General features: G+C 65.8%; 18 protein-coding genes and 1 pseudogene. 12 read left to right on the top strand and 7 right to left on the bottom strand.

Going from position 1 to position 24,150, the window contains the following annotated elements; translation table 11 throughout:
* Nucleotides 1-151 precede the first annotated feature (151 nt).
* On the bottom strand, nt 152-727 hold the full coding sequence (locus tag JOF47_RS16550; protein ID WP_245356402.1) for a TetR/AcrR family transcriptional regulator C-terminal domain-containing protein: 576 nt from the start codon (nt 725-727) through the stop codon (nt 152-154).
* Nucleotides 728-913, bottom strand: a pseudogene (locus JOF47_RS22515) (helix-turn-helix domain-containing protein); the annotation flags it as partial. It abuts the gene before it with no gap.
* A 153-nt stretch (nt 914-1,066) separates the two neighbouring features.
* On the opposite strand from JOF47_RS22515, the gene JOF47_RS16545 reads away from it, so the two are divergent.
* From JOF47_RS16545 to JOF47_RS16510, 8 genes are all read left to right on the top strand, one after another.
* Entirely contained in the window at nt 1,067-2,746 is a 1,680-nt protein-coding gene (locus JOF47_RS16545) for an amidohydrolase (protein WP_210000411.1), read from the top strand.
* A 13-nt stretch (nt 2,747-2,759) separates the two neighbouring features.
* Entirely contained in the window at nt 2,760-4,391 is a 1,632-nt protein-coding gene (locus JOF47_RS16540) for an ABC transporter substrate-binding protein (protein ID WP_210000409.1), read from the top strand.
* Entirely contained in the window at nt 4,378-5,406 is a 1,029-nt protein-coding gene (locus tag JOF47_RS16535) for an ABC transporter permease (protein WP_210000406.1), read from the top strand. The genes JOF47_RS16540 and JOF47_RS16535 overlap by 14 nt, the downstream gene beginning before the upstream one ends.
* Complete coding sequence (locus tag JOF47_RS16530; protein ID WP_210000403.1) at nt 5,403-6,260, top strand: ABC transporter permease; 858 nt, start codon at nt 5,403-5,405, stop codon at nt 6,258-6,260. Before JOF47_RS16535 ends, JOF47_RS16530 begins: the two co-directional genes overlap by 4 nt.
* Nucleotides 6,257-7,933, top strand: a complete 1,677-nt coding sequence (locus JOF47_RS16525) for a dipeptide ABC transporter ATP-binding protein (protein ID WP_210000399.1) — start codon at nt 6,257-6,259, stop codon at nt 7,931-7,933. Before JOF47_RS16530 ends, JOF47_RS16525 begins: the two co-directional genes overlap by 4 nt.
* An 11-nt stretch (nt 7,934-7,944) precedes the next feature.
* Nucleotides 7,945-9,390 carry an NAD(P)/FAD-dependent oxidoreductase gene (locus tag JOF47_RS16520; RefSeq protein ID WP_210000396.1) on the top strand — a complete coding sequence of 482 codons (1,446 nt, stop codon included), beginning with the start codon at nt 7,945-7,947 and terminating at the stop codon, nt 9,388-9,390.
* Nucleotides 9,387-9,770 carry a cupin domain-containing protein gene (locus tag JOF47_RS16515; protein ID WP_342592819.1) on the top strand — a complete coding sequence of 128 codons (384 nt, stop codon included), beginning with the start codon at nt 9,387-9,389 and terminating at the stop codon, nt 9,768-9,770. Before JOF47_RS16520 ends, JOF47_RS16515 begins: the two co-directional genes overlap by 4 nt.
* Nucleotides 9,771-9,975: 205 nt before the next feature.
* Nucleotides 9,976-10,323 (top strand): nuclear transport factor 2 family protein, encoded by a 348-nt coding sequence (locus JOF47_RS16510; protein WP_210000393.1) that lies wholly within the window; start codon nt 9,976-9,978, stop codon nt 10,321-10,323.
* 101 nt (nt 10,324-10,424) lie between these two features.
* On the opposite strand, the gene JOF47_RS16505 is transcribed toward JOF47_RS16510, so the two are convergent.
* Together JOF47_RS16505 and JOF47_RS16500 are read right to left on the bottom strand one after the other, a co-directional pair.
* Nucleotides 10,425-11,804 carry an APC family permease gene (locus JOF47_RS16505; RefSeq protein ID WP_210000391.1) on the bottom strand — a complete coding sequence of 460 codons (1,380 nt, stop codon included), beginning with the start codon at nt 11,802-11,804 and terminating at the stop codon, nt 10,425-10,427.
* Nucleotides 11,791-13,488: an amidohydrolase gene (locus JOF47_RS16500; protein ID WP_210000388.1), complete on the bottom strand. Its 1,698-nt coding sequence runs from the start codon at nt 13,486-13,488 to the stop codon at nt 11,791-11,793. The genes JOF47_RS16505 and JOF47_RS16500 overlap by 14 nt, the downstream gene beginning before the upstream one ends.
* A 194-nt stretch (nt 13,489-13,682) precedes the next feature.
* Between JOF47_RS16500 and JOF47_RS16495 the strand changes: the two genes are divergently transcribed.
* Nucleotides 13,683-14,306: a TetR/AcrR family transcriptional regulator gene (locus JOF47_RS16495; protein WP_210000385.1), complete on the top strand. Its 624-nt coding sequence runs from the start codon at nt 13,683-13,685 to the stop codon at nt 14,304-14,306.
* Nucleotides 14,307-14,431: 125 nt separating this feature from the next.
* Here the strand turns inward: JOF47_RS16495 and JOF47_RS16490 are convergent, their stop codons facing one another.
* Complete coding sequence (locus JOF47_RS16490) at nt 14,432-15,865, bottom strand: amidase (protein WP_210000381.1); 1,434 nt, start codon at nt 15,863-15,865, stop codon at nt 14,432-14,434.
* Between the two features lie 306 nt (nt 15,866-16,171).
* Nucleotides 16,172-17,212 carry an Lrp/AsnC family transcriptional regulator gene (locus JOF47_RS16485; protein ID WP_210000378.1) on the bottom strand — a complete coding sequence of 347 codons (1,041 nt, stop codon included), beginning with the start codon at nt 17,210-17,212 and terminating at the stop codon, nt 16,172-16,174.
* Between the two features lie 154 nt (nt 17,213-17,366).
* On the opposite strand from JOF47_RS16485, the gene JOF47_RS16480 reads away from it, so the two are divergent.
* Both JOF47_RS16480 and JOF47_RS16475 read left to right on the top strand, forming a co-directional pair.
* Entirely contained in the window at nt 17,367-18,872 is a 1,506-nt protein-coding gene (locus tag JOF47_RS16480; protein ID WP_210000375.1) for an AbgT family transporter, read from the top strand.
* A 59-nt stretch (nt 18,873-18,931) separates the two neighbouring features.
* Nucleotides 18,932-20,086: a M20 family metallopeptidase gene (locus tag JOF47_RS16475; RefSeq protein ID WP_342592818.1), complete on the top strand. Its 1,155-nt coding sequence runs from the start codon at nt 18,932-18,934 to the stop codon at nt 20,084-20,086.
* A gap of 68 nt (nt 20,087-20,154) precedes the next feature.
* Here JOF47_RS16475 and JOF47_RS16470 read toward each other — a convergent pair whose 3' ends face one another.
* The gene (locus tag JOF47_RS16470) at nt 20,155-21,654 is read right to left on the bottom strand and encodes a carboxylesterase/lipase family protein (RefSeq protein WP_210000369.1); all 1,500 of its coding nucleotides are present in this window, start codon (nt 21,652-21,654) and stop codon (nt 20,155-20,157) included.
* A gap of 154 nt (nt 21,655-21,808) precedes the next feature.
* Between JOF47_RS16470 and JOF47_RS16465 the strand changes: the two genes are divergently transcribed.
* Nucleotides 21,809-24,082: a glycoside hydrolase family 3 C-terminal domain-containing protein gene (locus JOF47_RS16465; protein WP_210000366.1), complete on the top strand. Its 2,274-nt coding sequence runs from the start codon at nt 21,809-21,811 to the stop codon at nt 24,080-24,082.
* Nucleotides 24,083-24,150: the final 68 nt, after the last annotated feature.

Raw genomic sequence — 24,150 nt, 5'->3', positions numbered from 1 at the left:
CTAGGCTAGCCAGAGCCGAAATCAAAAAAATGTTCCAGGCCCGAGATTCTTCTCGGGCCTGGAACATTTTTGCCCGTGTCGCAAGAAATGCAACCTTTGTCGGCAGGGCTTTTTGAGAGTGCGGCTCTACGCGCGGTGCTTGGTGACCGGGCTAATTCGGCAGCGTGCCCGGAGGCCGCCCCGTGAAGCCCATGGTGTTTTCGTGTTCGAGGGGCGCGACGGGATTTGGTTGCGAAAAAGGGCCTTGGTTCTGCGCCTTTTCCTTCGCCGCGGCGATGATCTGATTGATGCCGGCGAAGAATATTTCCCGTTCCTCAAGGGCCAGGATGTCGTCGCGGCTAGAGAGTGCCAATGGGTGGTGCGAGGGGTCTGCCTGCAAGGGGCCGGCAAACCATTCGTAGGTCCCGTTGTTCGCGGGGTCGGTAGTGTCCCGGGCCAATCCGGCGGCCCCGGCGAGGACGTAGGAGGCGAAGATTGCGTACTGTTCGGCCAGGGACCTGCCTTGCAGGCCGGCCTCGGAGAAGCAAGCGAGCATGAGTTCCATGCTTTCCAGTTCGCCCGGTCCGCTGGTGGTCAGCGACGTTGCCGTCACTGCTATGGAGGGGTATTGCAGGAATGTATCGAGGGTCGCGGTCGCGAGTTCGGTCAGGCAGGCTTCCCACGCGGTTGGCGAGGTTGTCATCCTGGAGTGGGCCATTCGGAGCACCCTGTCCAACAGCTCCTGCATGAGGCTTTCCTTGCTGTGGAAATGCCGATAAATCGCCGTCGGATCAACATTGAGTTCTTGCCCGAGGTCGCGGTAGGTCAGTGACAATGTGTGCCGGCGCGAAGCGACGCGCAGTGCTGCCTCAACAAAAACTTCGCGATCGAGGGGGACTTTTGCGCCCCTCGTCCTTGGCGATCCGCCTGCCACTCGGGCCTCCGTTCTCCCCGCTGAGGGCGGGCTTAGGTGGTTACTCCACCAACCCTACAATCAATGATGACAACAGATCTGTCAACAGCATTGACAGGCGCGTTGACCTCCCATAGTGTTCTACCAAACAGACTATGGAGACGAGGGTCACAAATGCAGGAATTCGCGGAAATCGCATTCCACGGGGGCAGTGTTTTTACCGGTTCCGGTGAACCAATCACGGGACAGGCAGTGCTTGTTCGCAACGGCCGCATCATGGCAGTCGTGCCGGAGGGCGAGCTTGAAGCACACCTCGGCTCCGACACTGAAGTCATCGACCTCGACGGTGCGCTGTTGGCGCCCGGATTCCAGGACTCTCACATCCACCCGACCGGTGGCGGCACCGAATTGCTCCAGTGCAACTTGTCCGAAGCCGACAATGCCCAGGAAGCGGTGGCCCTCATCGCCGCCTATGCCGCAGCCAACCCCGACGTCGCCTGGATCCAGGGCGCCGGTTGGTCCATGGACCACTACGAGGGTGGCTCACCGCTGGCCTCGCTCATCGACGCCGTGGTTCCGGACCGCCCCGTCTCCCTGTCCAGTCGTGACCACCACTCCATGTGGGCGAACAGCGCTGCCTTCCGTGCCGCCGGCGTTGATGCCAACACCCCGGATCCCTCCGACGGACGCGTAGAGCGTCTGGCCGACGGATCACCCGCGGGCACCCTGCATGAAGGTGCCATGGGTCTGGTCGAAGAGCACGCCCCGGCCGCCACCGCCGACCTGCTGGTTGCAGGGCTTTCCCGCGCCCAGGACGAACTGATTGCCCAGGGCATCACCGGCTGGCAGGATGCCATGGTCGGCGCAGGTGTAGGCATCCCCGATCCCAAGGACGCCTACTACCGACTCATCGCCGAGGGTCGACTGAAGGTCCGCGTGCGCGGCGCCCAGTGGTGGAAGCGCGACCAGGGCCTGGAGCAGGTAGATGCAATGATCGCAACACGTGCCGAAGCCGAAGCGCTGGGCCTTCCGGATCGCTTCAACCTGGGCACCGTGAAGATCATGGTTGACGGCATCGCCGAGAACTTCACCGCCGCCATGATCGAGCCGTACCGCGACAAGTGCGGCCACGCCACCCACAACAAGGGGCTTTCCTTCATCTCCGCCGAGGACCTTGCCGTCTACGTGACGGCCCTGGACGCCGCAGGCTTCCAGGTGCACTTCCACGCGCTGGGCGACCGCGCGGTGCGCGATGCGCTGGACGCACTCGAGGCAGCCCGCGCCGCCAACGGACCGAGCAAGCTGCGCCACCACCTGGCCCACCTGCAGGTTGTCTCGGAAGCCGACGCCGCGCGCTTCGCCGACCTCGACGCCGTGGCAAACCTGCAGCCGCTCTGGGCCTGCCACGAGGACCAGCTCGACACGCTCACCCTGCCGTTCATGCCGGAATCCGCCCAGGAACGCCAGTACCCGTTCGGTGACCTCTTCAACGGTGGCGCCAAGCTGGCGGCGGGCAGCGACTGGCCAGTCTCCAGCGCCGACCCGATTGCCGGTTCGCACATTGCCGTGAACCGCATCTCCCCGGAGGCTGACGACGAGCCGCTGGGCGGCGAAAAGCAGCGTCTGGACCTTGCCACGATCTTCGCCGCCTACACCTCCGGCACCGCGTTTGTGAACCACCGCGACGACGTCACGGGCACCATTGCCCCCGGCTACTTCGCCGACTTCGCGATCGTGCACCCGAATCCGTTCGACGTTGCCCCGGAGGACATCTTCCGCAGCCGCGTCACCTCCACCTGGATCGACGGCAAATGCGTGTACGTGGCAGCCGACATCTCCGTGAATTCCAAGTAAGGCCCCGAAGAACATGATGAAGAAAACCCTGAAACTCGCGTTCGCTGCCGGAGCCGTGCTGGCCCTTGCCGCATGCTCGGCCTCCCCGGGCGAGAACAGCGCCAGCGCCGCGAAGCCCAGCTTCGACCTCACCGTCAACACCCCGGCACCCTCCGGAGAGCTCGACAAGCTGACCTGGTCCTTGTACGCCGAACCGAGCTCGCTGGACTACGCCTACGCCTTTGACTTCTCGGACAATCAGGTCTTGGCCAACGTCTGCGAGTCGTTGCTGCGCCTGAATGCAGACATGAGCGTTGGCCCGGGCCTGGCCACCAAGTTCGAGAACCCGGACCCGACCACCTGGGTTTACACCATTCGTGAGGGCGTCAAGTTCCACGACGGAACCACGCTGACCGCGGATGACGTGGTGTTCTCCATGAACCGCCATCTGGATCCGGCCGTCGGTTCGTTCTGGTACTCGGCGTACAACAACGTCAAGGACATCAAGAAGACCGGTGCCAACGAGGTCACCGTGACCACCAAGGTCCCGGACGCCTTGTTCAACGATTCACTCTCGGGTGCCCCGGGCGTCATCGAATCGGAAGCTACCCTCAAGAAGGCCGGGGCCGACTACGGAAACTCCACCGGCGGCGTGAACTGCACCGGCCCGTTTGAACTCAAGAGCTGGCAGAACGGCGAGAAAATCAATCTCACGCGCTTCGACGGCTACTGGGACAAGAAGCTGACGGCCAAGGCCAGTGAAGTCGAATTCGTCATCCAGACCGACCCCGTGGCACGAGTCAACGCCCTGAAGTCAGGCGAGATCGACGGCGGCTGGATGCTTCCCTCCAACGCCATCGGCGAATTGAAGGCCTCGGGCGCCGGCGATGTCTTCTTCGGACTGAACTCGGCCGTGAACAGCTTGGTCGTCTCCAACCCCGAGGGCCCGCTGGGAAACGCGGAGGTCCGCAAGGCGTTGTTGATGGCCATTGACCGCAACGGCTTGGTGCAGGCGGCCGAGGCCGGCTACGCCACCCGGACCAATTCGCTGACCACCGAATCGGTGTGGGGATCGGCCGATGCCGCAACCAAGGAAGCGGCCTTCAAGGATCTTGTCGACTACCCGTACGATATCGAGGCCGCGGCCAAGATCATCCAGGAACAGGGCGTTGCCGGCCAGGAAATCACCATCACCACCGCGCCCATGGGCAACAACTTCGCGGTGACTGCTCAGGCAACTGCCGCTGCAGCCGAATCGATCGGCCTGAAGGCCAAGATCAACACGGTGACCCCGAACGCGTACTCCGCGCTCTTCTCGGATCCGGCGGCCCGCGAGGGCACCGACCTCTTCTACACCAACTGGTACCTCTCCGCGGGAAACCCGCTCGAAATGTTCTCGATCCTGCGCACCGGAGACTTCTCCAACTACGGAGGCTGGTCGAACCCGGCGTTCGACAAGGCAACGAACGCCAGCGTGCACACGAAGGATCCCGCCAAGAGCCTTGCTTTGGCCGTGGAATCACAGAAAATCACCAACAAGGAAATTCCCTGGTTGCCGCTCTATGAGAGCCCGACCAATATCTGGATGAACAACAAGATCACGGGTGCCTCACCGTCGGTGAACTACCTGTACTACCCATGGGCGGCCCAAATTGGCGCAAAGTAACCTCGCCACAGCGACCCCGCCGGCGCCGGGGGCAACCAAGCCCCCGCGCCAGGCGGGCGCGGCACTGAAACTGGCGGCCGGCAAGATCGGCGCATTCCTCTTCACCGTGTTCGTTTCCTCGGTGATCGTGTTCTTCTCCCGCTGGCTGGTGCCGGGGGACCCGATCAGCTTCCTGCTGCGCGGGCGTAGCCCCAACCCCGAGGCAATCGCCGAGGTCACCGCCATCTACGGCCTGGACAAGCCGCCGCTGGAGCAGTACTGGAACTGGCTTACCGGCATCATCCTGCACGGCGACTTCGGCCGCTCGCTGCAGTACCGGCAGGACGTCACCGACGTGATCCTGGGGCGCCTGCCGGTGACCCTGGGCCTGGTTGTCATGTCCGGCGTGATGATCGCGATCCTCGGCCTGGCCGCCGGCATCGCCGCATCGCTGCTGCGCGGCACCTGGGCGGACCGTGCCATCGTGGCGTCGATGTCCGGCCTGGCGGCCATTCCGTCCTTCGTTGGCGCCATCGTCCTGATCGCGATCTTCGCGGTGCAGCTTGGCATGTTCCCCTCCTTCGGTTCGGGAACCGGCTTCGGGGACATGGTCTACCACTTGGTCCTTCCGTCGCTGGCGCTGGCGCTCTCATTCATCGCCGTGGTGGGCCGCGTGACCCGCTCGTCCATGGTCGAGCAGTTCGCCCGCGAACACGTCGAGGTTGCCCGTTCGCGCGGCGTCACCCCGGTGGCGGTTGTCACCCGGCACGTGTTGCGCAACGCCACCGGCCCCATCCTCACCGTCAGCGGCCTGCTGGTTGCCGGCCTGCTGGTCTCCTCGGCGATCGTGGAGCAGGCCTTCGGCCTGGCCGGCCTGGGATCCCTGCTGGTTTCCTCCGTGGACCGCCTGGACTTCCCCGTGGTGCAGGCCATCGTCCTGATTGTCGTCACCGCGTTCGTAGCCATCAACACCCTGGTTGACCTCCTGGGTCCCGTTATCGATCCACGCCTCAAGGCGGGGGAGGGAGCACGATGACCGTCCAAGCTGCTCCGCGTTTGCCCATCAAACGCCTGACTCTGAAGAACCGTCGCTGGGGGCTGATCCTCGCCACGACATTCCTGGCGCTAGTCCTTTTCGGTGCCGTTTTCGCACCGCTGCTGGCACCCTACCCGCCCGCGGCCGTGGACCTGTTGCAGGTCAACTCGGGACCGACCGCCGAGCACTGGCTCGGCACCGACGCCCTGGGCCGCGACATCTTCTCCCGCATGCTCTACGGTTCGCGCACCGCGCTTGCCGGTCCGGCGTTCGTGGTCATCCTTTCCACCATCCTGGGCCTGCTGCTCGGGCTGTGGGCGGGCTGGGCCGGGGGCAAGATCGATGCGATCATCAGCCGCGTCTTCGACATCGTGCTGGCCTTCCCGGCACTGCTGCTGGCAATCCTCGCAGTGGCCCTCTTCGGCAAGGGCCTGGTGGCCCCGGTGCTGGCCATGTCCATCGCCTACACCCCGTACATCGGGCGGCTGACCCGCCAGCTGGTGGCGACCGAGAAGAACCGCCAATACGTGGCCGCATACAAGGTGCAGGGTTTCTCCGCACCATGGATCGCCACCCGCGCCGTGATGCCCAACGTGCTGGGCGTGGTCGGTTCGCAGACCACGCAGAACTTCGGGTACGTGCTCGTCGAGCTCGCCGCCCTGTCCTTCCTGGGCCTGGGCATCCAGGCGCCGCAGGCCGACTGGGGCACCATGATCAACGAAGGCCAGGCCGCGCTGGTCAGCGGCAACTTCCTGCCGGCACTCATCCCGTCGGTGGCAGTTGTGCTTGTTGTTGTCGCCGTCAACACCGTCGGTGGCTGGCTTTCGGACAAGCTGGGAGATCCCTTCGCATGAACCTCTTAAACATCAGTGACCTGAGCATCGAAATCAACCAGCCCACGGGTTCGACCCTGCTGCTGGACAAGGTGTCCCTCCACATTGCGCGCGGCGAGACCGTGGCATTGGTCGGGGAATCGGGATCCGGAAAGTCGTTGACCGCCCGCGCCGTGTTGGGCCTGCTGCCCTCCTCGGCCGACGTGACCGGCGAGATCGACCTCGAGGGCGTCCAGGTTCTCAAGGCATCCCCGGCCGAGCTGCGCGCCATGCGCCGCACGCGTGCGGCCATGGTCTTCCAAGACCCGCGCTCGTCCATCAACCCGGTGCGCACCCTCGGTGCCCACTTGGTCGAACCCATGATGCAAGAGCCGGGCGCCAACAAGGCGGCGCTGGAGGCCCGTGCCGTGGAACTGCTCGGATCCATGGGGCTCACCAACCCCGAGGCTCGCATGAAGCAGTACCCGCACGAGCTCTCGGGCGGCATGCTGCAGCGCGTCATGATCGCCGGCGCCCTGATGAACAACCCCGAACTGCTCATCTGCGACGAATCGACAACGGCGCTGGATGTGACCACCCAGGCCGCGGTGATCCAGCTGCTGTCCAACGCCGTGCGCGAGCGCTCCATGGGCATGCTTTTCATCACCCACGACCTGGCCCTGGCCGCGTCGATCGCGGACCGCACCTACGTGCTGCGCCACGGCGTGGTGCAGGAGCACGGCGATACCCGGCAGGTCTTCGAACGCCCCGCCTCCGACTACACCAAGCAGCTTGTTGCGGCAACGCCAAGCATGCAGAGCGCCCCGAAGACCGGAGCGCACCAGGTCGAGTCCGCAGCGGCCCCGGTGCTGAGCGTGGACAACGTCTCCAAGACCTACCACCTCCGCGGGCAGCCGCCGGTCGAGGCTCTGAAGTCCGTCTCGCTGGCCATCCCGACCGGCGGCGGCCTGGCGATCGTCGGCGAGTCGGGTTCGGGCAAATCGACCCTCGGTCGCATCGTCGCGGGCCTGGAACACGCCGACACCGGTGAGATGACCATGGCCGGCGGCAACGTGCAGGGCGGCAGCGCCAAGGAACGCCGGCTGAAGACCGCTTCGCGCGTCCAGATGGTGTTCCAGGACCCCTACCAGTCCCTGGATTCGCGGCTCACCCCGGCCAAGGCGTTGGGAACCGTCCTGAAGCTGCACTACAAGCTCGACGCCAAGGCCATGAAGGCGCGCATCAAGGAATTGCTTGAATCCGTGGGCCTGGAGGAAAAGCACGCAAACCTCTACCCGCGCAAGCTGTCCGGCGGCCAGCGCCAGCGCGTTGCGATCGCCAAGGCCATGGCGCTGAACCCGCGCCTGCTGGTGCTCGACGAGGCAACCAGCGCACTCGATGTATCGGTCCAGGCCCAGGTGCTTGAACTGATCAACAAGCTGCGCAAGGAGAGCGGGGTCTCGGTGCTGTTCATCAGCCACGACCTGGCCATCGTCGGGGAAATCTGCGACGAGCTGCTGGTGGTCCAAAACGGCGCCATCGTGGAGAGCGGCCCGACCAAGGCAGTGCTGAGCAACCCGCAACACCCCTACACCCAGACGCTGCTGGCCTCTGTACCGCGCCCGCGATGGGAAACCGGCGGCAGCGACAGCGGCCTCGATGACCAGGGCCCCCTCGACGGGGAACTGGCACCGGCGCAGAACAACAGCCTCTAGAGAAAAAGACAATGACGACATCAAATCCGACATTCTTTGAGAATGCCGAAAAGAACATCGACCTGGCGCTGTGTGCGGCGTCGCTGCGCGACACCAAGCGGGCCGTTTACTGGCTCGATTCCCCGTTGCGTCCCGGCGTCCGTGAACCGCTGCGCGCACAGATCGACTGCGACCTGCTCGTGGTCGGCGGCGGCTACACCGGGTTGTGGACTGCCCTGCAGGCCAAGGAACGCAACCCAGAGACCTCGGTGGTCCTGCTCGAGGCCAACTGGGTCGGGTCCGAGGCTTCGGGCCGCAACGGCGGTTTCTGCGAAGCTTCCCTGGTGCACGGTGAATCCAACGGCGAGCAGCACCTGCCCAAGGAAAACGCGCGGTTGACCGAGCTGGGCAACGAAAACCTGGCCGAGCTGATTCAGGCCATCGAACGCTACGGCATCGACTGCGACCTGTACCGCGAGGGCGCGCTGGCCGTGGCCACCGAGCCGCACCAGGACGCCTGGCTGCGCGAGGAAGCGGACGGCGAGGACACGATCTACCTCGACCGCGAAGAAACCTCAAAGCTGGTCAAGTCGGATGCGTTCATTTCCGGTGCCTGGAGCAAGACCGACACGGTGTTGGTGAACCCGGCGAAGCTGGCCTGGGGCCTGCTTGCCGCCTGCGAACAGCTCGGCGTACGCATCTTCGAGCAGTCGAAGGTCACGGGCATCGAGGAACGCGACGGCAAGATCGTTGCCAACACCGCCACCGGCCAGGTTCTGGCCTCCAAGGTCGCGCTGGCGACCAACGTGTTCCCGTCCCTTCTCAAGCGCAACGCGCTGATGACCGTCCCGGTTTACGACTATGTGCTTGTCACCGAGCCGTTGACCGCCGCACAGCGCGAGGCGATCGGCTGGGAAAACCTGCACGGGCTGGTGGACCTGAACAACCGCTTCCACTACTCGCGCCCGATCGTCGACGAAAACGGCGACTTCCGCATCCTCTACGGCGGCTTCGACGCGATCTACCGTTTCGGCGGCAAGGTCAACCCGGAGTTCTACGACAGCGAGACCACGTACAAGAAGCTTGCGGCGCACTTCTTCGCCACCTTCCCGGAACTGCAGGAACTGAAGTTCTCACACGCTTGGGGCGGGGCGATCGACTCCTGCAGCCGCTTCTTCTCCTTCTTTGATCTGGCTTACAAGGGCAAGGTCGCCTATTGCGCCGGCTTCACAGGACTGGGCGTCGGGGCCTCGCGCTTTGGCGCACGCGTCATGCTTGACCTGCTCGAGGGCAAGAAGAACGAGATCACCGAGCTCGAAATGGTCAAGAAAAAGCCGTTGCCGTTCCCTCCGGAACCGTTGGCTTGGATCGGCGTCAAGATGATGACCGCCGCCCTGGCCCGCGCCGACCGCCGCGAGGGCGAGCGTGGACTGTTCCTCAAGACCATGGACGCCGTGGGAATGGGGTTCGACTCGTGATCACCCTCGAACACGTGGACCATGTCTCGGCCGCCAACCGCACGGTCCTGGCACCGGCAGTGTCGCTGGAACACGAGGCCGTTCCGGCGGACCAGTCGGTTGCCGGGGATCCCACCACCGCCGCCGAGCGGCTCGGGGAGATCTTCGGGGTGGAATTCGGCCTCTGGGAAATGAGCGCCGGAATCATGACCGACGTCGAGGCGGAGGAACTCTTTGTGGTGCTCAGCGGATCTGCCACCGTGCAGGTCCACGCGGCCAACGGCTTCGACGCTGCCGTGCTGAAGCTCGAACCGGGAACCGTCTGCCGTCTGAGCGAGGGCATGCGCACCACCTGGATCCTGGACGAGCCGCTGCGCAAGCTGTACCTGACGCAGGCGTAACCGACAAGCACACTGCAAACCAACAGGCAGGTCAAACATGGCAACGGCCGCGGGAAACCCCCGCGGCCGTTGCCTTTCGCTTGTGGTTTTCCGCGGCCGTTGTATGCCGTCGACCGCCCGCCTACGCTGGTCGCGTCCAGCCCCGGGGAGGCACGGCAGCGCGACCGGAGACCGAGCCCGGCGCGCCCGGAGAACTGAGGAAACCATGGGTGACGAACAGGTTGACCGCAACCTCAAGGGAATGGACGATCTCGACTTCGACGGTTGGAACAACGCCGACTGGAACGGAGTCTTTGCCCACCACCACACCGACGATGTGCTCGTGGACTGGAAAGGCCAGGAACCCACCCGTGGGATCGCGGAGCACATTGACGCGATGAAGGCCTTCGTCGATTCGGTCGGGGGCACGCCGCCCCGGATCACCTCCCACCCGATCTCCTTCGGATCCGGCGAGTGGACCTGTGCCATCGGCGAGTTCGAGGACGGGAGCCGCATGGTGACGGTCGCGAAATGGCGTGACGGAGCGATCGCCGAGGAATACATCTGGGCGTAGAACCCCGCCCATGCACGGAAGCCGCACCCTCAAGGGGAGCGGCTTCCGTATTTCACCAGCGATGCGCCCTGTCCATCCACTAGACCAGACGGGCTGGGTTGCTACTTTTCCGTCATGTCCAGATGCGGCGTCGGGCGGCGGAAGAAACGGGTGATGACCAGCAGCCAGATGAAGCCGATGCCAAGCCACACCAGCCCGATGGTCAGGGCCGTGGCCGACAGGCTGGTCCACAGCCAGACCGTCAGTGCCAGGCCGATCAGCGGCAGCACCAGGAACCTGAACGTGTCCACGGCCCCGCGCCGGGCCTCGTCGAAGAAGTAGTGTTTGATGACCGCAAGGTTCACTGCGGAGAACGCGACAAGCGCCCCGAAGCTCACGGTCTCGGAGATCAGCTGCAGCGTCACGAACAGCGAGCCCATGGCGATCACCGATACGGCCAGGATGGAGAGGACCGGGGTGTTGAACCTGCGGCTGAGCCGCCCGAAGAAGGACTTGGGCAGGACGCCGTCGCGGCCCATCGCGTAGAGGATCCGGGCCACGGAGGCCTGCGCGGCGATCGAGGACCCGATGCCGCCGGCCGTGAATGCGGCCAGGAAGATTGCGGTGAACGTCTGCCCGCCAACGGCCATCATGACATCCATCGCCGCGGAATCCGGGTCGGTGAAAATGTTGCTCGGGTAGGCCAGCTGGGCCACGTAGGCAAGGACGACAAACAGGATTCCCGCACCGAGGGTGACCAGCGTGATGGCGATCGGCAGCGAGCGGCGCGGGTTCTTGGTTTCCTCCGCCAGGGTGGAGATCGAGTCGAAGCCCAGGAAGGAGAGGCACAGGATCGCAGCGCCGGACATCAGCGGGGCGATCCCGTCGGCGCTGCCGTCGCCGGTGAACGGCCTGGTGATGCTCAGGTCGGCCTGCCCGGTGGCCGAGGCCACGGCCATCGCTATAAACACGACGATGAACACGGCTTGGACGGCGATGATCACCAGGTTGGCCCGGGTGACCGAGACGATGCCGATGATGTTCAGGGTGGTGACGAGCGCAATCACCGCGACGATGAACACCCAGTTGGGGATCGCCGGGAAGGCCGCGTTGAGGTAGATGCCGGTGACCAGGTAGTTCAGCATGGGCAGGAAGAGGTAGTCCAGCAGTAGGGACCAGCCTGCCATCAGGCCGGTGGCCGGGCCGAAGCTTCGCTGCGTATAGGTGTAGGCGGAGCCCGCGTAGGGAAACGCCCTGGACATGAGCCCGTAGGAGCGTGCGGTGAACATCATGACGCACAGCGTGATCAGGTACGCCATGGGCAGGCGTCCGCCCGAGACCTGGGTGACGATCCCGTAGGTGGTGAAGACCGTCAACGGAACCATGTAGACAAGCCCGAAGAGCACCAGGCCGGGAATGCCCAGAACGCGCTTGAGCTGCGGTGCGGCGGCATTGGCGCTTGCGGCCTGGAGCTGTGCCGCGTTGGGGTTACTGTGCGACATGGCTCGGTTGTCCTTCATGGTCGGAGTCGTTGACGTACTCGTTTACGTTGTCGTTTGCGTAGGTGGCTTGGCCGGCAAGATACGTGGCGATGACCGGATTGCCAGGCAGTTCGGCCGGTGCAGCGGTCCGAGGGTCCTGCCCGAGCCACACCAGGTCGGCGCTGTGTCCCGGGGCCAGGGTGCCCCACGGGGCCGGGTGCGCATCGGCGAAACCCTGGAAGGCGGTGCCGCGCGTGTAGATGTCCAACGCGTCCTCGATCCCGATGATCTGCTCGGGCACCCAGCCGCCGTCGGGGTCCCCGTCCGTGGTGGTCCGCGATGCGGCAATGGCGATGCCCTCGCGCGGGTCGGCGGAGGACGCGGGCCAATCCGAGCCGAAGGCGAGCCGGGCACCGGATTCGGCCAGCGTGCGGGTCTTGTACTGAGTGTCGGCGCGTTCCCGGCCCAACCTCGGGATGGTCAGCACCGTCATGAGCGCGTCGAGCTGGGCCCAAAGCGGCTGCATGTTTGCCACGACGCCCAACTCGGCAAAACGTGCCAGGTCCTTGTCGCTGGCCAGCTGCACGTGGGTGACCACGGGGCGTGCGGCGGCTGCATCGGTGAAGTGCGCCGAATGCTCCATGGCATCAAGGGAAATCCGCACCGCGTCGTCGCCAATGGCATGGATGTAGGGCTGGAAACCTTCGGCTCGAACGGCCGCGACGGCCTTGGACAGCTCCGCCGGCTCCCAGATCCTCATGCCGTGGTGTTCAACCGTGCAATAGGGGTCCAGCAGTGACGCCGTCTCGTTCTCGATGACCCCGTCGGCGAAGAACTTGATGGTGTTGAACGTGAGGTTGGGATGGTTCAGGGCCCGCACTTCCTCGCGCGCCGCAAGCATCTCCTGAAGTGAACCCGGGAAGTGCCGCGGGTCGGCGATTAGGGCGATGTTCATGCGAACCTTGAGCAGTCCGCGCCGTGCCGCCTCGATGTAGACCTTGTAGTTGTCCAGCTCGGCCCAGGATTCCTGGGCCCAGGTGATCCCGAAGGAGGAGAACATGTCCAGGGCGGTGGCCAGTGCATTCAGGCGCACTTCGAAGGCCGGTGGCGGGCAGACCGCGGCCATCAGGTCCAGGGCACCCCATTCACGCAGTACGCCCAGCGGCTCGCCGTCGGCACGCCGCGGAATTTCGCCCATCTCCGGTTCGGGTGTGTCCTTGGTGATCGAGGCTCGGCGCAGTGCCTCCGAGTTGCACCAAAGGGTGTGGCCGTCCCATCCCCGCAGGACCACGGGGCGGTCGGAAACGCCTTCATCGAGCCAGCGAGCGTCGAAAAGGCCGCCTTCGGCGAGCGAGCCGTTGTAGGCGACGCCCTGGATCCATTCCTCGTCGGGGTTTTCCTCGGCGTAGCGCCTTACTTCGGCGACGATTGCTTCCACCGAGGCGAGTCCGACGAGCTTGGGGCCGTAATTTTCAAGGCCGCCGTGGATCGGGTGGGAGTGGCCCTCGCCGAACCCTGGCATGAGGAATCCGCCGTCGAGGTCGATGGCCTCGTGGTCGATGTCCTTGGCCTGCTGCACCGCGTCGGTGCCCAGTGCGGCGATCAGGCCGTCGCGGACGAGCAGGGCGTGCGTGTCGCCCAACCCCTTTCCGGGCCACACGGTTCCTCCGTGAAACAAGGTGGATCTCTGCTGCTGCGTGTTCATGCAAACCCTTTCCAAGGCCAAGCAACGTAAACGGCACGGCTCGGCACCGACCAGGAGATGGGAGCGGGGGCGCCGAGTGGCACGAACGAACGTCGTTCGTATAAGTAGAATGGAATCTACAGCCGAGGCTAGAGTGTGTCAATGGTCACTTTTGCGGGCTGGCTGCAAGTGTTTCGAAGGTGGGGAAATCAAGGATGAGTATGAATCGCCGGAAGATCGCGATCGCCGCGCTCGAGTTGGTGGGGCGCGAGGGCATCGAGGCGCTCACCATGAAGCGGCTGGCGGAGGAAGTCGACCGGAAACCCGCCTCCCTGTACAACCACATTGCGGGCAAGCAGGACCTCATCGAGGCGATGCGAGGGATCCTGTCCGAGCACATCGAGGCGAGCTACTTTGAGTCACTGGGTTGGCGCGATGCGCTGCTGGCCTGGGCACGCGACTACCTCAAGGCCTTTGCCCAGCACCCCAAGATCATCGCGGTGATGGCCACGACGGCGATCTCCGACCCGGCGACCCTGGCCACCTACGAGAAGGTGGTGGCCAGCCTGGTCCGCGGCGGCTGGAGGCGCGGCGAAGCGGTGGCGGTCATGCGCGCCGTGGAGGCCTACGTGCTCGGATCGGCACTCGACATCGTGGCGCCCGATACGCTGCTCAATCGCGACTCGCTCCCAATGGAACTCAACGAATTGCATGCGAACCTGGATCCGCAAGATGCGGAGATCTGGAGCGCCCAGGCGGCGTTCGACCTGGGCATCAATGCGCTGCTCGACGGACTTGTCGTCACCCTCGAACGCAACGGCGCGCGCAGCCTCCGGTAGCCGGCGAGCGAAGCCCACCGGGCACAAAAGGCGGGCACAAAAAGGGATTGGCAACGCCCGGCTTCCGTCCCCACACGGCCGGAAGCCAGGCGCCGCCAATCCAGCCTGAAGTGTCGGTGCCCGATCTAGGCGGTTGCCGACGCCTTGACCTCGGGCCACCAGGAATCGGCGGTCCATAGGTTCAGCGACTCCTCGAGGGCCGCGCCAAGGGTGAAGACCGTCGCGTCGTCGTAGGTGCGCCCGACGATCTGCACACCCGTCGGTACGCCGTTCGGGGCGATTCCTGACGGCACGGCGAGCACCGGGACACGGCCGATGACGTTGAACGGGAGGGTCAGGGCCGATTCGAGCCAGGGAACTTGCTGCCCGTCGATTTCGATGAGGGCCTCGGGATCCGGGAAGTCCGCCACCAGGCCCTGGGCCGCGTTGGTGGGGCAGAGTAGGGCGTCGTAGCTTTCGAGCAATTTGCCCAGCGGCTCATACAGCTCGGTCTCCGAGATGAGGCCGCCGGCGAAGGATCCGCCCGACGCGGCGCGCTTGGCGAAGTCGCGGGTGTATGGCATCAACAGTTCTTGGTGCTCGCCCGAGATTTCCGAGATGAATGCTCCCATGATGCCGCCGAAGTGTGCCAGTGCCGTTTCGACGAGCTGCTTGCGGGTCCAAGGCAGGGTGACCTCGTCCACGATGACACCGGCGTTGCGCAGGGCCTCGGCCGCGGCGCGGGTGTTGGCTTCCACCGCCGGGTCGATGGCGTAGTCGCCAAGGTTCACGCACAGGGCAACGCGCATGCCGGCCGCGGCCGCAGCCTTCGGCGTGTCCAGCACGTAGGCCGGGCGCAGTGAGGCCTGATCGGCGTAGTGCGGGCCGGCGATGACGTTCTGCAGCATGGCAACGTCGGCAACGCTGCGGCCCATGGGGCCGTCCGCGCAATAGGTGTCCTGATTGAACGGCGCCATGCCGGGTACTCGGCCAAAGGGAGGCTTGAAGCCAACAAGTCCGTTGAAGGAAGCGGGGATGCGGATGGACCCGCCGATGTCGGAGCCGGTTGCAAGGATGGTTTCGCCCGCGGCCAGGGCGGCGCCGGAACCGCCGGAGGAGCCGCCCGGGGTCATCTCGAGGTTCCACGGATTGCGGGTGACGCCCCAGAGCCTGGAGTGGGTGTAGCCGGCGCAGCAGAATTCGGGGGTCGTCGTGCGGCCGTGCACCACGGCGCCCGCGGCAAAGATCCGCTCGACGATGGGGTGGGTGACGTCGGCGATGTTCCCCTTCTCAAGCAGGGAGCCTTCCTCCGAGGTGTATCCGGCAATCGGCTGCTCTTCCTTGAGTAGCAGCGGGATTCCCTCAAGCGCGCGAAGCTGCGTGCCCGGCTTGGCGAAACGTTCCTGTGAGGCGCGGGCGGCGTCGTAGGCCACCTCGAGCATTTCCTCGGTCAGTGCGTTGATGCTCGGTTCCACCGCCGCGGTGCGGGCCACGACCGCGTCCAGCAATTCGACGGGCGAGAGTTCCTTTGCGTTGAAAAGTTCGCGTGCCTTGGTGGCCGTGAGGTGGTGCAGCTCCATGAATGGCTCCAATCGAAAGGTGTACGAGGGCGTGCGGGCCACGGAGACATGGCCTGGAATCGAGGGCGCGTGAAATGTCCTCGCATGATGAGACTAGGCTCACGTTCCGATTAAGTCAACGGTGATGACATCTTTGTTGACACTTGGAGGGATGCGGTGTTCGGAAGCTTGGGGGACCGCCGGGGAAGGTGGTGCGAAATGCTCTCTACCTCCTTGGTGAGGGCGTCGCCGGATCGGCCGGCGCAAATGCGGAAACGGCACCACCCGCATGCTTGCGGATGATGCCGTTTCTGTTGCGGGCGCGAGTCAGGGCGCCTTGTCGTCATGCGTTCGCGGCAGCGCCGAGGGCTGGCGCTCGCCAAGAACGAAGCCGTCTTCGCGGTCGATCCACTGGCGACGCAGCACGCGCAGCACCATCGACATGTTCATCCCCACGATCCCGGGCAGGGCACCGATGTCGTCGGTGACGAAATCCGCCAGCGCCTCTTCGCTGCGGAACACCCCGTGGTAGAACACGGAAGTCGGACCTGCCGTCATGACCGTGTATCGGGCCGACTCGTGGGCACTAAGCCGGGCCAGAGCCTCGGGAATGTGCTGGGGCTGGACTTCCAGGCTGATCAACGCGGTGATCGGGTAGCCCAGCAACGCCGGTTCGATCTCCGCGCGGGGCCTGGCGGTTCCCGATTCCAGCAGGTTCTGGACCAGCCGGTAGGCGCTGGAGTTGCTGATGCTCAGCTTGCGGGCCACCTGCGCCGAGGAAACCCTGCCGTCGTCGAGCAGCATGGCCAAGGCGCCGTGTTCATTGGGACCCAGGGCGGGGTTGGCCGCGGCCGGCGCGTCCGGGTCGTAGTCGGCCAAGGCCGTGAGTGTGGCGGTCTGTTCCTCGCCGAGGCGGTGCAGCCGCCAGCCGAACCCTTCGCGTGCTGCGCGCAGCACCAGGTCCGAGCGGATGGAAGCCACGCCGTCGATGGCGGGCAGCCGGGTCATCAGCAGGTGGTTGATGTCGGTGCCCGGCAGCGGGTAGACGGTGCAATAGAGGTCCGTGGCCCCGGTGGTCATCATGATCGACTGCACCTCGGGCACCCGGCGCAGCTCATTGGCCACCGCATCGGTATGCCCCGGGGCGCACTTGATCCACACCACGTACGGGTTCCCGCTGGTCAGTACCGTCCACCGCGCGGAAGCGATCACACGCAGCACCCCGCGCTCCTGCAGGTTCGCCAGCCGGCGGCTCGCGGTGGTCGGCTTAAGCCCGATGACCTCGGCAATCAGGTTGATTGGTGCCCGCGGAGCGATTTGCAGGGCGGCGACGATGTCTAGGTCGGCGGGGTCGAGTTCCTGGACCAAATTTCCTCCTTGGGATATTTCACCACTATAGTTGCCTGTCGTGACAACAATCACCACTAAATGTGGTGTGGCTGGTTGAAATTATTGATTGGATTGGCTTGTGGTGATGGAAGTGGAGACGGAGACTAAAAAGCCCCGTCGCGGAATTGGTGCCATGTTGAAGTTCATGGATGCCGTGGAACAGTTGGGCAACAGGCTGCCGCACCCCTTCTGGCTCTTCATGGGACTGAGCGTCGTGCTCATGCTCGTCAGCGCCCTGCTGGCTGCCTTGGACGTCTCGGCGGTCTCGCCGGCCACCGGGGAAACGATCAAGGCGCGCAACCTGCTTTCGGCCGAGGGCCTTGAGCTGATACTCGGCGACCTTATCAAGAACTTCATCACCTTCCCGCCGCTGGGCCTGATCCTGGTGGTCATGCTCGGCGTCGCCATTGCGGACAAGGGCGGCCTGCTCACCGCCGTCATGCGCTCAATGCTGGCACGCGTGCCAGCAAAGATGGTGACGTTCACCGTGGCGCTGACCTCCATGTTCGCCCACATCGCCTCTGATGCGGCATTCATCGTCATGATTCCGCTGGGCATGATCGCTTTCAGGTCGGTGGGCCGCAGCCCTGTCATCGGTGCCATCGTCGCATACGTGGCCGTCGGCGGCGCGGGCAGCGTCAGCCCGATCATCGAGGGGTCCGACGCCGTCTACGCCGGCCTGACCACGGCAGCGGCGCAGACCATTGATCCTAACTATGTGGTTTCCCCCGTAGCAAACTACTTCTTCGGCGTCGTGTCCTCCTTCGTGCTCGCCATTTCGATCACCATCGTGACCGAGCTGATCGTGGCCCGCCGCGTCGAAGCCATGAACAAGGTCATCCCGGACCTGACCGACCCGACCGGCATCCCCGACATGAAACTCAACCCCATCGAGCGCCGGGGCGTGCGCCGGGCAGGCATTGCCGCGGCCATCTTCATGGCCCTGCTGGTGCTCTCCGTGGTGCCCCAGGCTTCCCCGCTGCGCGGCGAGGGCGGTTCCATCGTGGACTCCCCGCTCATGGACAACGTCGCCGTGTTCCTGATGCTCTTCTTCGCGGTGGTCGGCATCGTCTACGGAAAGACCGTGGGCACCATCCGCTCGGCCCGCGACGTCCCGGACCTGATGGGCCAGGGCGTGCGCGACCTGGTCCCCGTGATCGTGCTCTTCTTTGCCGTTTCCCAGTTCCTTGGCTACTTCAAGTGGACCAACGTCGGCCAGCTGGTGGCCATCGGCGGCGCGAACGCGCTGAATTCCGTCGACGCGCCCGTCATGTTGATCTTCGTCGGCGCCATCCTGCTCATCAGCATCATGAACCTGCTGCTCACCAGCGGCATCGCCATGTGGTCGCTGATCGGCCCGGTGCTGGTGCCGATGCTCATGCTGCTGAACATCTACCCCGAGACCAGCCAGGCGCTCTTCCGCATCGCCGACGCGCCGACCAACTCGCTGACCCCGATGAGCCCCTACTTCGTGATCGCCCTGGAATTCATCCGCCGCGTGCGGCCATCGGCCGGCATCGGCACGCTGATGTCGCTGGTGCTGCCGCTGACGGTGATCAACCTGGCGGTCTGGACCCTGATGTTCCTAGGCTGGTACGCCCTGGGCATCCCGCTGGGCCCCGGCGCCCCGGTTCGCTAAGACCGGCCCGTGACGACATCAAAGCAAGAACGAAAGAGGCGTACGTGCTAGGCATCGACGTGACAACGACCGACATCCATGACTGGGCCAAGGCCCACGCCGAGGATATGGTCGCCGACGTGGCCATGCTGGTGGGTTACGAAACCCCCAGCCGGGACCTGGAGCTGCTGGACACCGCGGCCGGGGCCATCACTGCCTGGATGCGCGAGCGGCTCGGGGAACCGGACAGGTTGGTGCGCCACAAGCTTGAGGGCCACGGGGACGCCATCGATGTGACCTACGGGGATCCGGGCAGCGCCGGCGTGCTGCTGGTGGGCCACTACGACACCGTGTGGCCGGCCGGAACCCTGGCCGAATGGCCCTTCACCATCCGCGACGACGGGACCGCCACCGGGCCCGGCGCCTACGACATGAAGGCCGGGCTCGTCACCGCGGTGTGGGCGCTGCGCGCCCTGCGCGAATCGGGCGCCGCCCACCCGCCGGTGCGCTTCATCTTCAACGGGGACGAGGAAATCGGCAGCCCGGTCTCCCGCCCGGTCATCGAGAAGGCCGCGGCCTCGGCGCTCTCCACCCTGGTGCTGGAGCCGGGCGTCGGATGGGACGTGAAGACCGAACGCAAGGGTGTCGGCGCGTTCACCGTGAACATCTCGGGCATCGAATCCCACGCAGGGAACGACCCGCTGGGCGGGGCCAGCGCCATCCACGCGCTGGCCGAGCTGATCCCCGAACTCGTCGCCGCACAGGACCACAAGGCCGGCACCACCATCAACGTCGGCGTCATCGGTGGCGGCACCACCCGCAACGTGGTTGCCGGGGCCGCGCACTGCGTGGCCGACGTGCGCGCCTCCACCACGGCCGAGGCCGACCGCGTGGCCGAACTCTTCGCCTCGCTGGAGGCCAGCGACCCGCGCATCGAGGTGGAGGTCACCGGCGGCTGGAACCGCCCGCCCATGCAGTTCACCTCGGTGAGCCGCCCGCTGTGGGAGATGGCGCACGAGGTTTCGTCCGAACTGCGCGAACCGCTCGAGGGCATCAGCGTGGGTGGCGGCAGCGATGCCAACTTCATCGCCGCACTGGGCTTGCCGGTGCTGGACGGGCTGGGCGCCAGCGGCGGGGGGCCGCACGCGCGCCACGAGCATATTGTGCTGGCCGACGTTCCCGACCGGGCGGCGTTGGTTGCGGGGATCCTGCGACGCCACCTGTCGCAAGACTGACTTCCACAGCAAAGCGACCCTTGCCGTCCGTTGGATGGCAAGGGTCGCTTTCGATTCGCGGGGGCGGACTAGACCGAGGCCCCGGGGCGCAGTGCCCGGACGCTGGCGTAGCCGTCCTTGACGGTGCGGGTGTAGCTGTCGAAGATCCGGGTGAACTTTTCCTCCGCACCGTATGGCTCCCAGCCCGGGTTTGAATCCCTGATGAAACTCAGTGCCGCGGCATGCAGCGTGTCGGCCAGTTCCTGCGGGGGAATGGGGCCCGCCAGCGGCTCGACCTTTTCCGAGCCCAGACAGTCGAAGAAGAACGGCACGTCCAGGCAGTGGACCGCCGCCGAGAACACCGGGGTGCGCCAGCTGAAGCGCGAGACCCAGGTGGGGGTGCTGCTGCGCGTATCGGCGAGTTCGGCCAAGGCAACGCGGAACATCCGGTCGGTCAGGAAGCGCCCCATGACGGCGGCGGTGCCCAGCGCCTTGACGTCCGCGTTGTGGGTCATCCAGGCGCGGCGGGCCTCCTTGGTCCCGCCCATCTTGGTGATCATGCGGCCAGCCGGCAGGAAACGAAGGAACTTTGCCGCCTTGCTAAAGGCCATGGCGAATTCGTCGTCGGTGGCCGAAAGCCACAGCGGGACGTCGCTGCCGTGGCCCGCGGCCAGCGCCTCGGTAGTCGGGCGGGGGAGTAGGTCCCCGTCGACAACGGGGCCGAGCGAGAGCCCCTCGTCGAGCATCTTCTGCAGGGCGCCCTTTGCCGTGAGGCTGGTGTTCTTCAGTTGCAGCTCGATGAGCTTTTCCTCGGGCACCGAGCGGAAGCCCTCGAGGTCCGCGCTCACCCCGGCTTCCTTGGCGATGGTGTCGGTCAGCTCCTTGGCCCGCGGCAGGCTGACATCGGCCAGTGCGCCGGAAAGCGAGATGGCACCGCGGAAGAGTCCGCGGGCCGCGGGCATGCCCAGCAGCGTGAGCACCGCGCCGCCGCCTGCCGACTGTCCGGCGATGGTGACTTGGTCCGGGTCGCCGCCGAATGCCGAGATGTTCTCGCGCACCCATTCAAGGGCGCAGAGCCAGTCGCGCACCCCGCGGTTCTCCGGCGCACCGGGGATGTGCCCGAACCCGTCGAAGCCCAGCCGGTAGGACACCACGACCGAGACGACCCCGTCGCGGGCGAACCCGGTGCTGTTGTACCAGGGGCTTGCGGGGGAGCCGGCGAAGAAGCCGCCGCCGTGGATCCAGACGAGCACCGGAAGCCTTGCGTCGCTGTCTCCCGCCGCGGGGGTGGTGACGTTGAGGTTGAGCGTGGATTCGCCGGGCACGCTGGGCTCGGGGATCAGCGTCACGCCGGGGTCCCCGCGCTGCGGCGTGGGACCGAAGGCGAGCGCGTCGCGGATTCCGTCCCACGGGCCGACGGGAACCGGGGCGGCGAAGCGGAGATCGCCCACCGGGGCCTGGGCGAAGGGGATGCCCATGAATGACGTGATGTCGTTGCGGCCCTCGACGGGCCGCCGGATGCCGCGCATGCGACCCAGCGGGGTGCCGATGATCAGCTGGTCCTGTTCGGTGCTTTGTTCTGCTGACATCGTGGCTCCTGATCTGTTGGAACAAAGGTTGTTGGCGGCGGCGTCCGTGACGTCCCAGCGCAAGACTAGCCGATGCTTGTGGCAAAATCCCGAGTGTTGTACGGTATTTCAAAATGCGGTGTTGTGACCGCCGGAACAGACACGAGGACAGCAAATGAACGCAATGATCCCGACCGAGCTGACAATCCAGGAAAAAGCATCATTGACAACGGGTCGCGATTTTTGGAGCACTTCCGGCCATGCCTCCGCGGGGCTGCCGTCGGTGATCCTCACCGACGGACCCCACGGCCTGCGCCTGCAGACCGGCGCCACCGACCACCTGGGGCTCGCGGATTCCGTGCCCGCAACCTGCTTCCCGCCGGCCGTGACCCTGGGATCAAGCTTCGACGTCTCCCTGCTCGAACGCGTGGGAGCGGCCATCGGTGCCGAGGCACGCGCCCAGGGCGTGGGCGTGGTGCTTGGCCCGGGCGTCAACATCAAGCGTTCGCCCCTGTGCGGCCGCAACTTCGAGTACCTCTCCGAGGACCCGCTGGTCTCCGGCGTGCTGGGCTCGGCACTGGTCGACGGGCTGCAGTCCCGGGACGTGGGAGCCTCCGTCAAGCACTTTGCCGCGAACAACCAGGAAGCCGACCGCATGCGGGTCTCCGCGGACGTCGACCCTCGGCCGCTGCGCGAGATCTACCTGCGCGCCTTCGAACGCGTGGTCCGCAACGCCAGCCCGTGGACCGTCATGTGCTCCTACAACCGCATCAACGGCGTCTCCGCGGCGGAAAACCGCTGGCTGCTCACCGATGTGCTGCGCGAGGACTGGGGCTTCGACGGCATCGTCGTCTCCGACTGGGGAGCCGTCACCGACCGGGTGCGTTCCCTCAAAGCGGGCCTGGACCTGGAAATGCCGGGCAACCCGGGCAACAGCATCCAGCGGATCTCCGACGCCATTGCCTCGGGCGAACTCGAGGAATCGGTGCTCGATGAAAGCGTCGTGCGCCTGGCTGAATTCGCCAAGCGGGCCCGGCCCGCCGAGGGACCCGCGGACCTCGAGGCGAACCACGCCCTGGCCCGCGAGGCCGCCGGCAAGGGAATCGTGCTGCTGAAGAACGAGGGCGGTCTGCTGCCCGTGCCGGCAGGAACGGACATCGCGGTGATCGGCGAATTCGCGCGCACCCCGCGCTACCAGGGTGCGGGCTCCTCGCAGGTGAACCCGACCCGCGTGGAAAACTTCCTCGACGAACTAAAGGCCGCCCCGGGCGTCGGGGCCGTCGAGTTCGCCCCCGGCTACTCGCTGGCGGTGGACGCGGCCCCGGAAGCTGAACTCTTCGCCGAGGCGGCGGCGGCAGCCGGCCGGGCCGACACCGTCATCTTCCTGCTTGGCTTGCCAAGCGCCGTCGAATCCGAGGGCTTTGACCGGGCGGACCTGCAACTGCCGGCCGTCCAGCTGGCGCTGCTCGACGAAGTGCGCGCGGCCAACCCGAAGGTCGCCGTGGCCCTGGTGGGTGGCGGAGTGGTTGAAATGCCGTTCGCCGACGAGGTGCCGGCAGTGCTTGCCGCTTGGCTTGGCGGCCAGGCCGGCGGAGGCGCACTGGCCGACGTCGTCACCGGTGCGGTGAACCCCTCGGGCCGCCTGGCCGAGACCATCCCGCTGCGCCTCGAGGACACCCCCGCGGCCCTGGACTTCCCCGGCGAGCACGGACACGTGCGCTACGGTGAGGGCATCTTCGTGGGCTACCGCTGGCACGACGCCCGCAAGGCCGCGGTGCGCTACCCGTTCGGACACGGGCTGAGCTACACCGACTTCGAGTACACGGACCTTGACGTCCAGAGGTACGACGACGGACTGCGTGCCACGGTGACCCTGCGCAACACCGGAAGCGTCGCGGGACGGGAAATCGTGCAGCTCTACGTGGGCCTGCCGGGCTCCGGCGTGGCACGCCCGCCGCGCTCGCTCGCCGCCTTCGCCTGCGTCGAACTGGCTGCGGGTGAAAGCACCGAGGTGGAGTTGCTGGTCGACCGTTCCGAACTCGCCTACTGGGACACCCGGGTCGACGGCTGGACCGTCGAGCCGGGAACCTACGAGGTCTCGGCCGCCGCCTCGAGCCGCGACGTGCGCCTGAACGCGGACATCGAGCTGGCCGGCGACGTGGTCCAGGTTGCGATCAACGCGGAAACCACCCTCGGCGAATTGCTGGCCGATCCCATCGGCGGCGCCATCATGGCCCAGCATGCCGGCGACGCGCTCTCCGGGATCACCGGCGGCTCGGGCGACGACGAGGCCTCGTCGATGATGGCAACGATGCTCGGCTCCCTGCCGATCGGGCGCCTGGTCAACTTCCCGGGCTCCCCGATGACCCATGAAGGCCTGGCCCAGTTGATTGGCGCCGTTCAGGGTGCACGTGCCGCTGCCGCGGCGGGAGTGCCGGCGAAGCAGTAAGACCTGATCATCAAACAGGACCCCCGCGCATTGTGCGCGGGGGTCCTGTGGCCGTGTCGCGGGGGAAA

This window comes from Paeniglutamicibacter kerguelensis (assembly GCF_017876535.1).
GTDB classification, from domain to species: domain Bacteria; phylum Actinomycetota; class Actinomycetes; order Actinomycetales; family Micrococcaceae; genus Paeniglutamicibacter; species Paeniglutamicibacter kerguelensis.
Note: the sequence above shows the minus strand (reverse complement) of the source record. Positions and strands in the feature narration are given on the sequence as shown.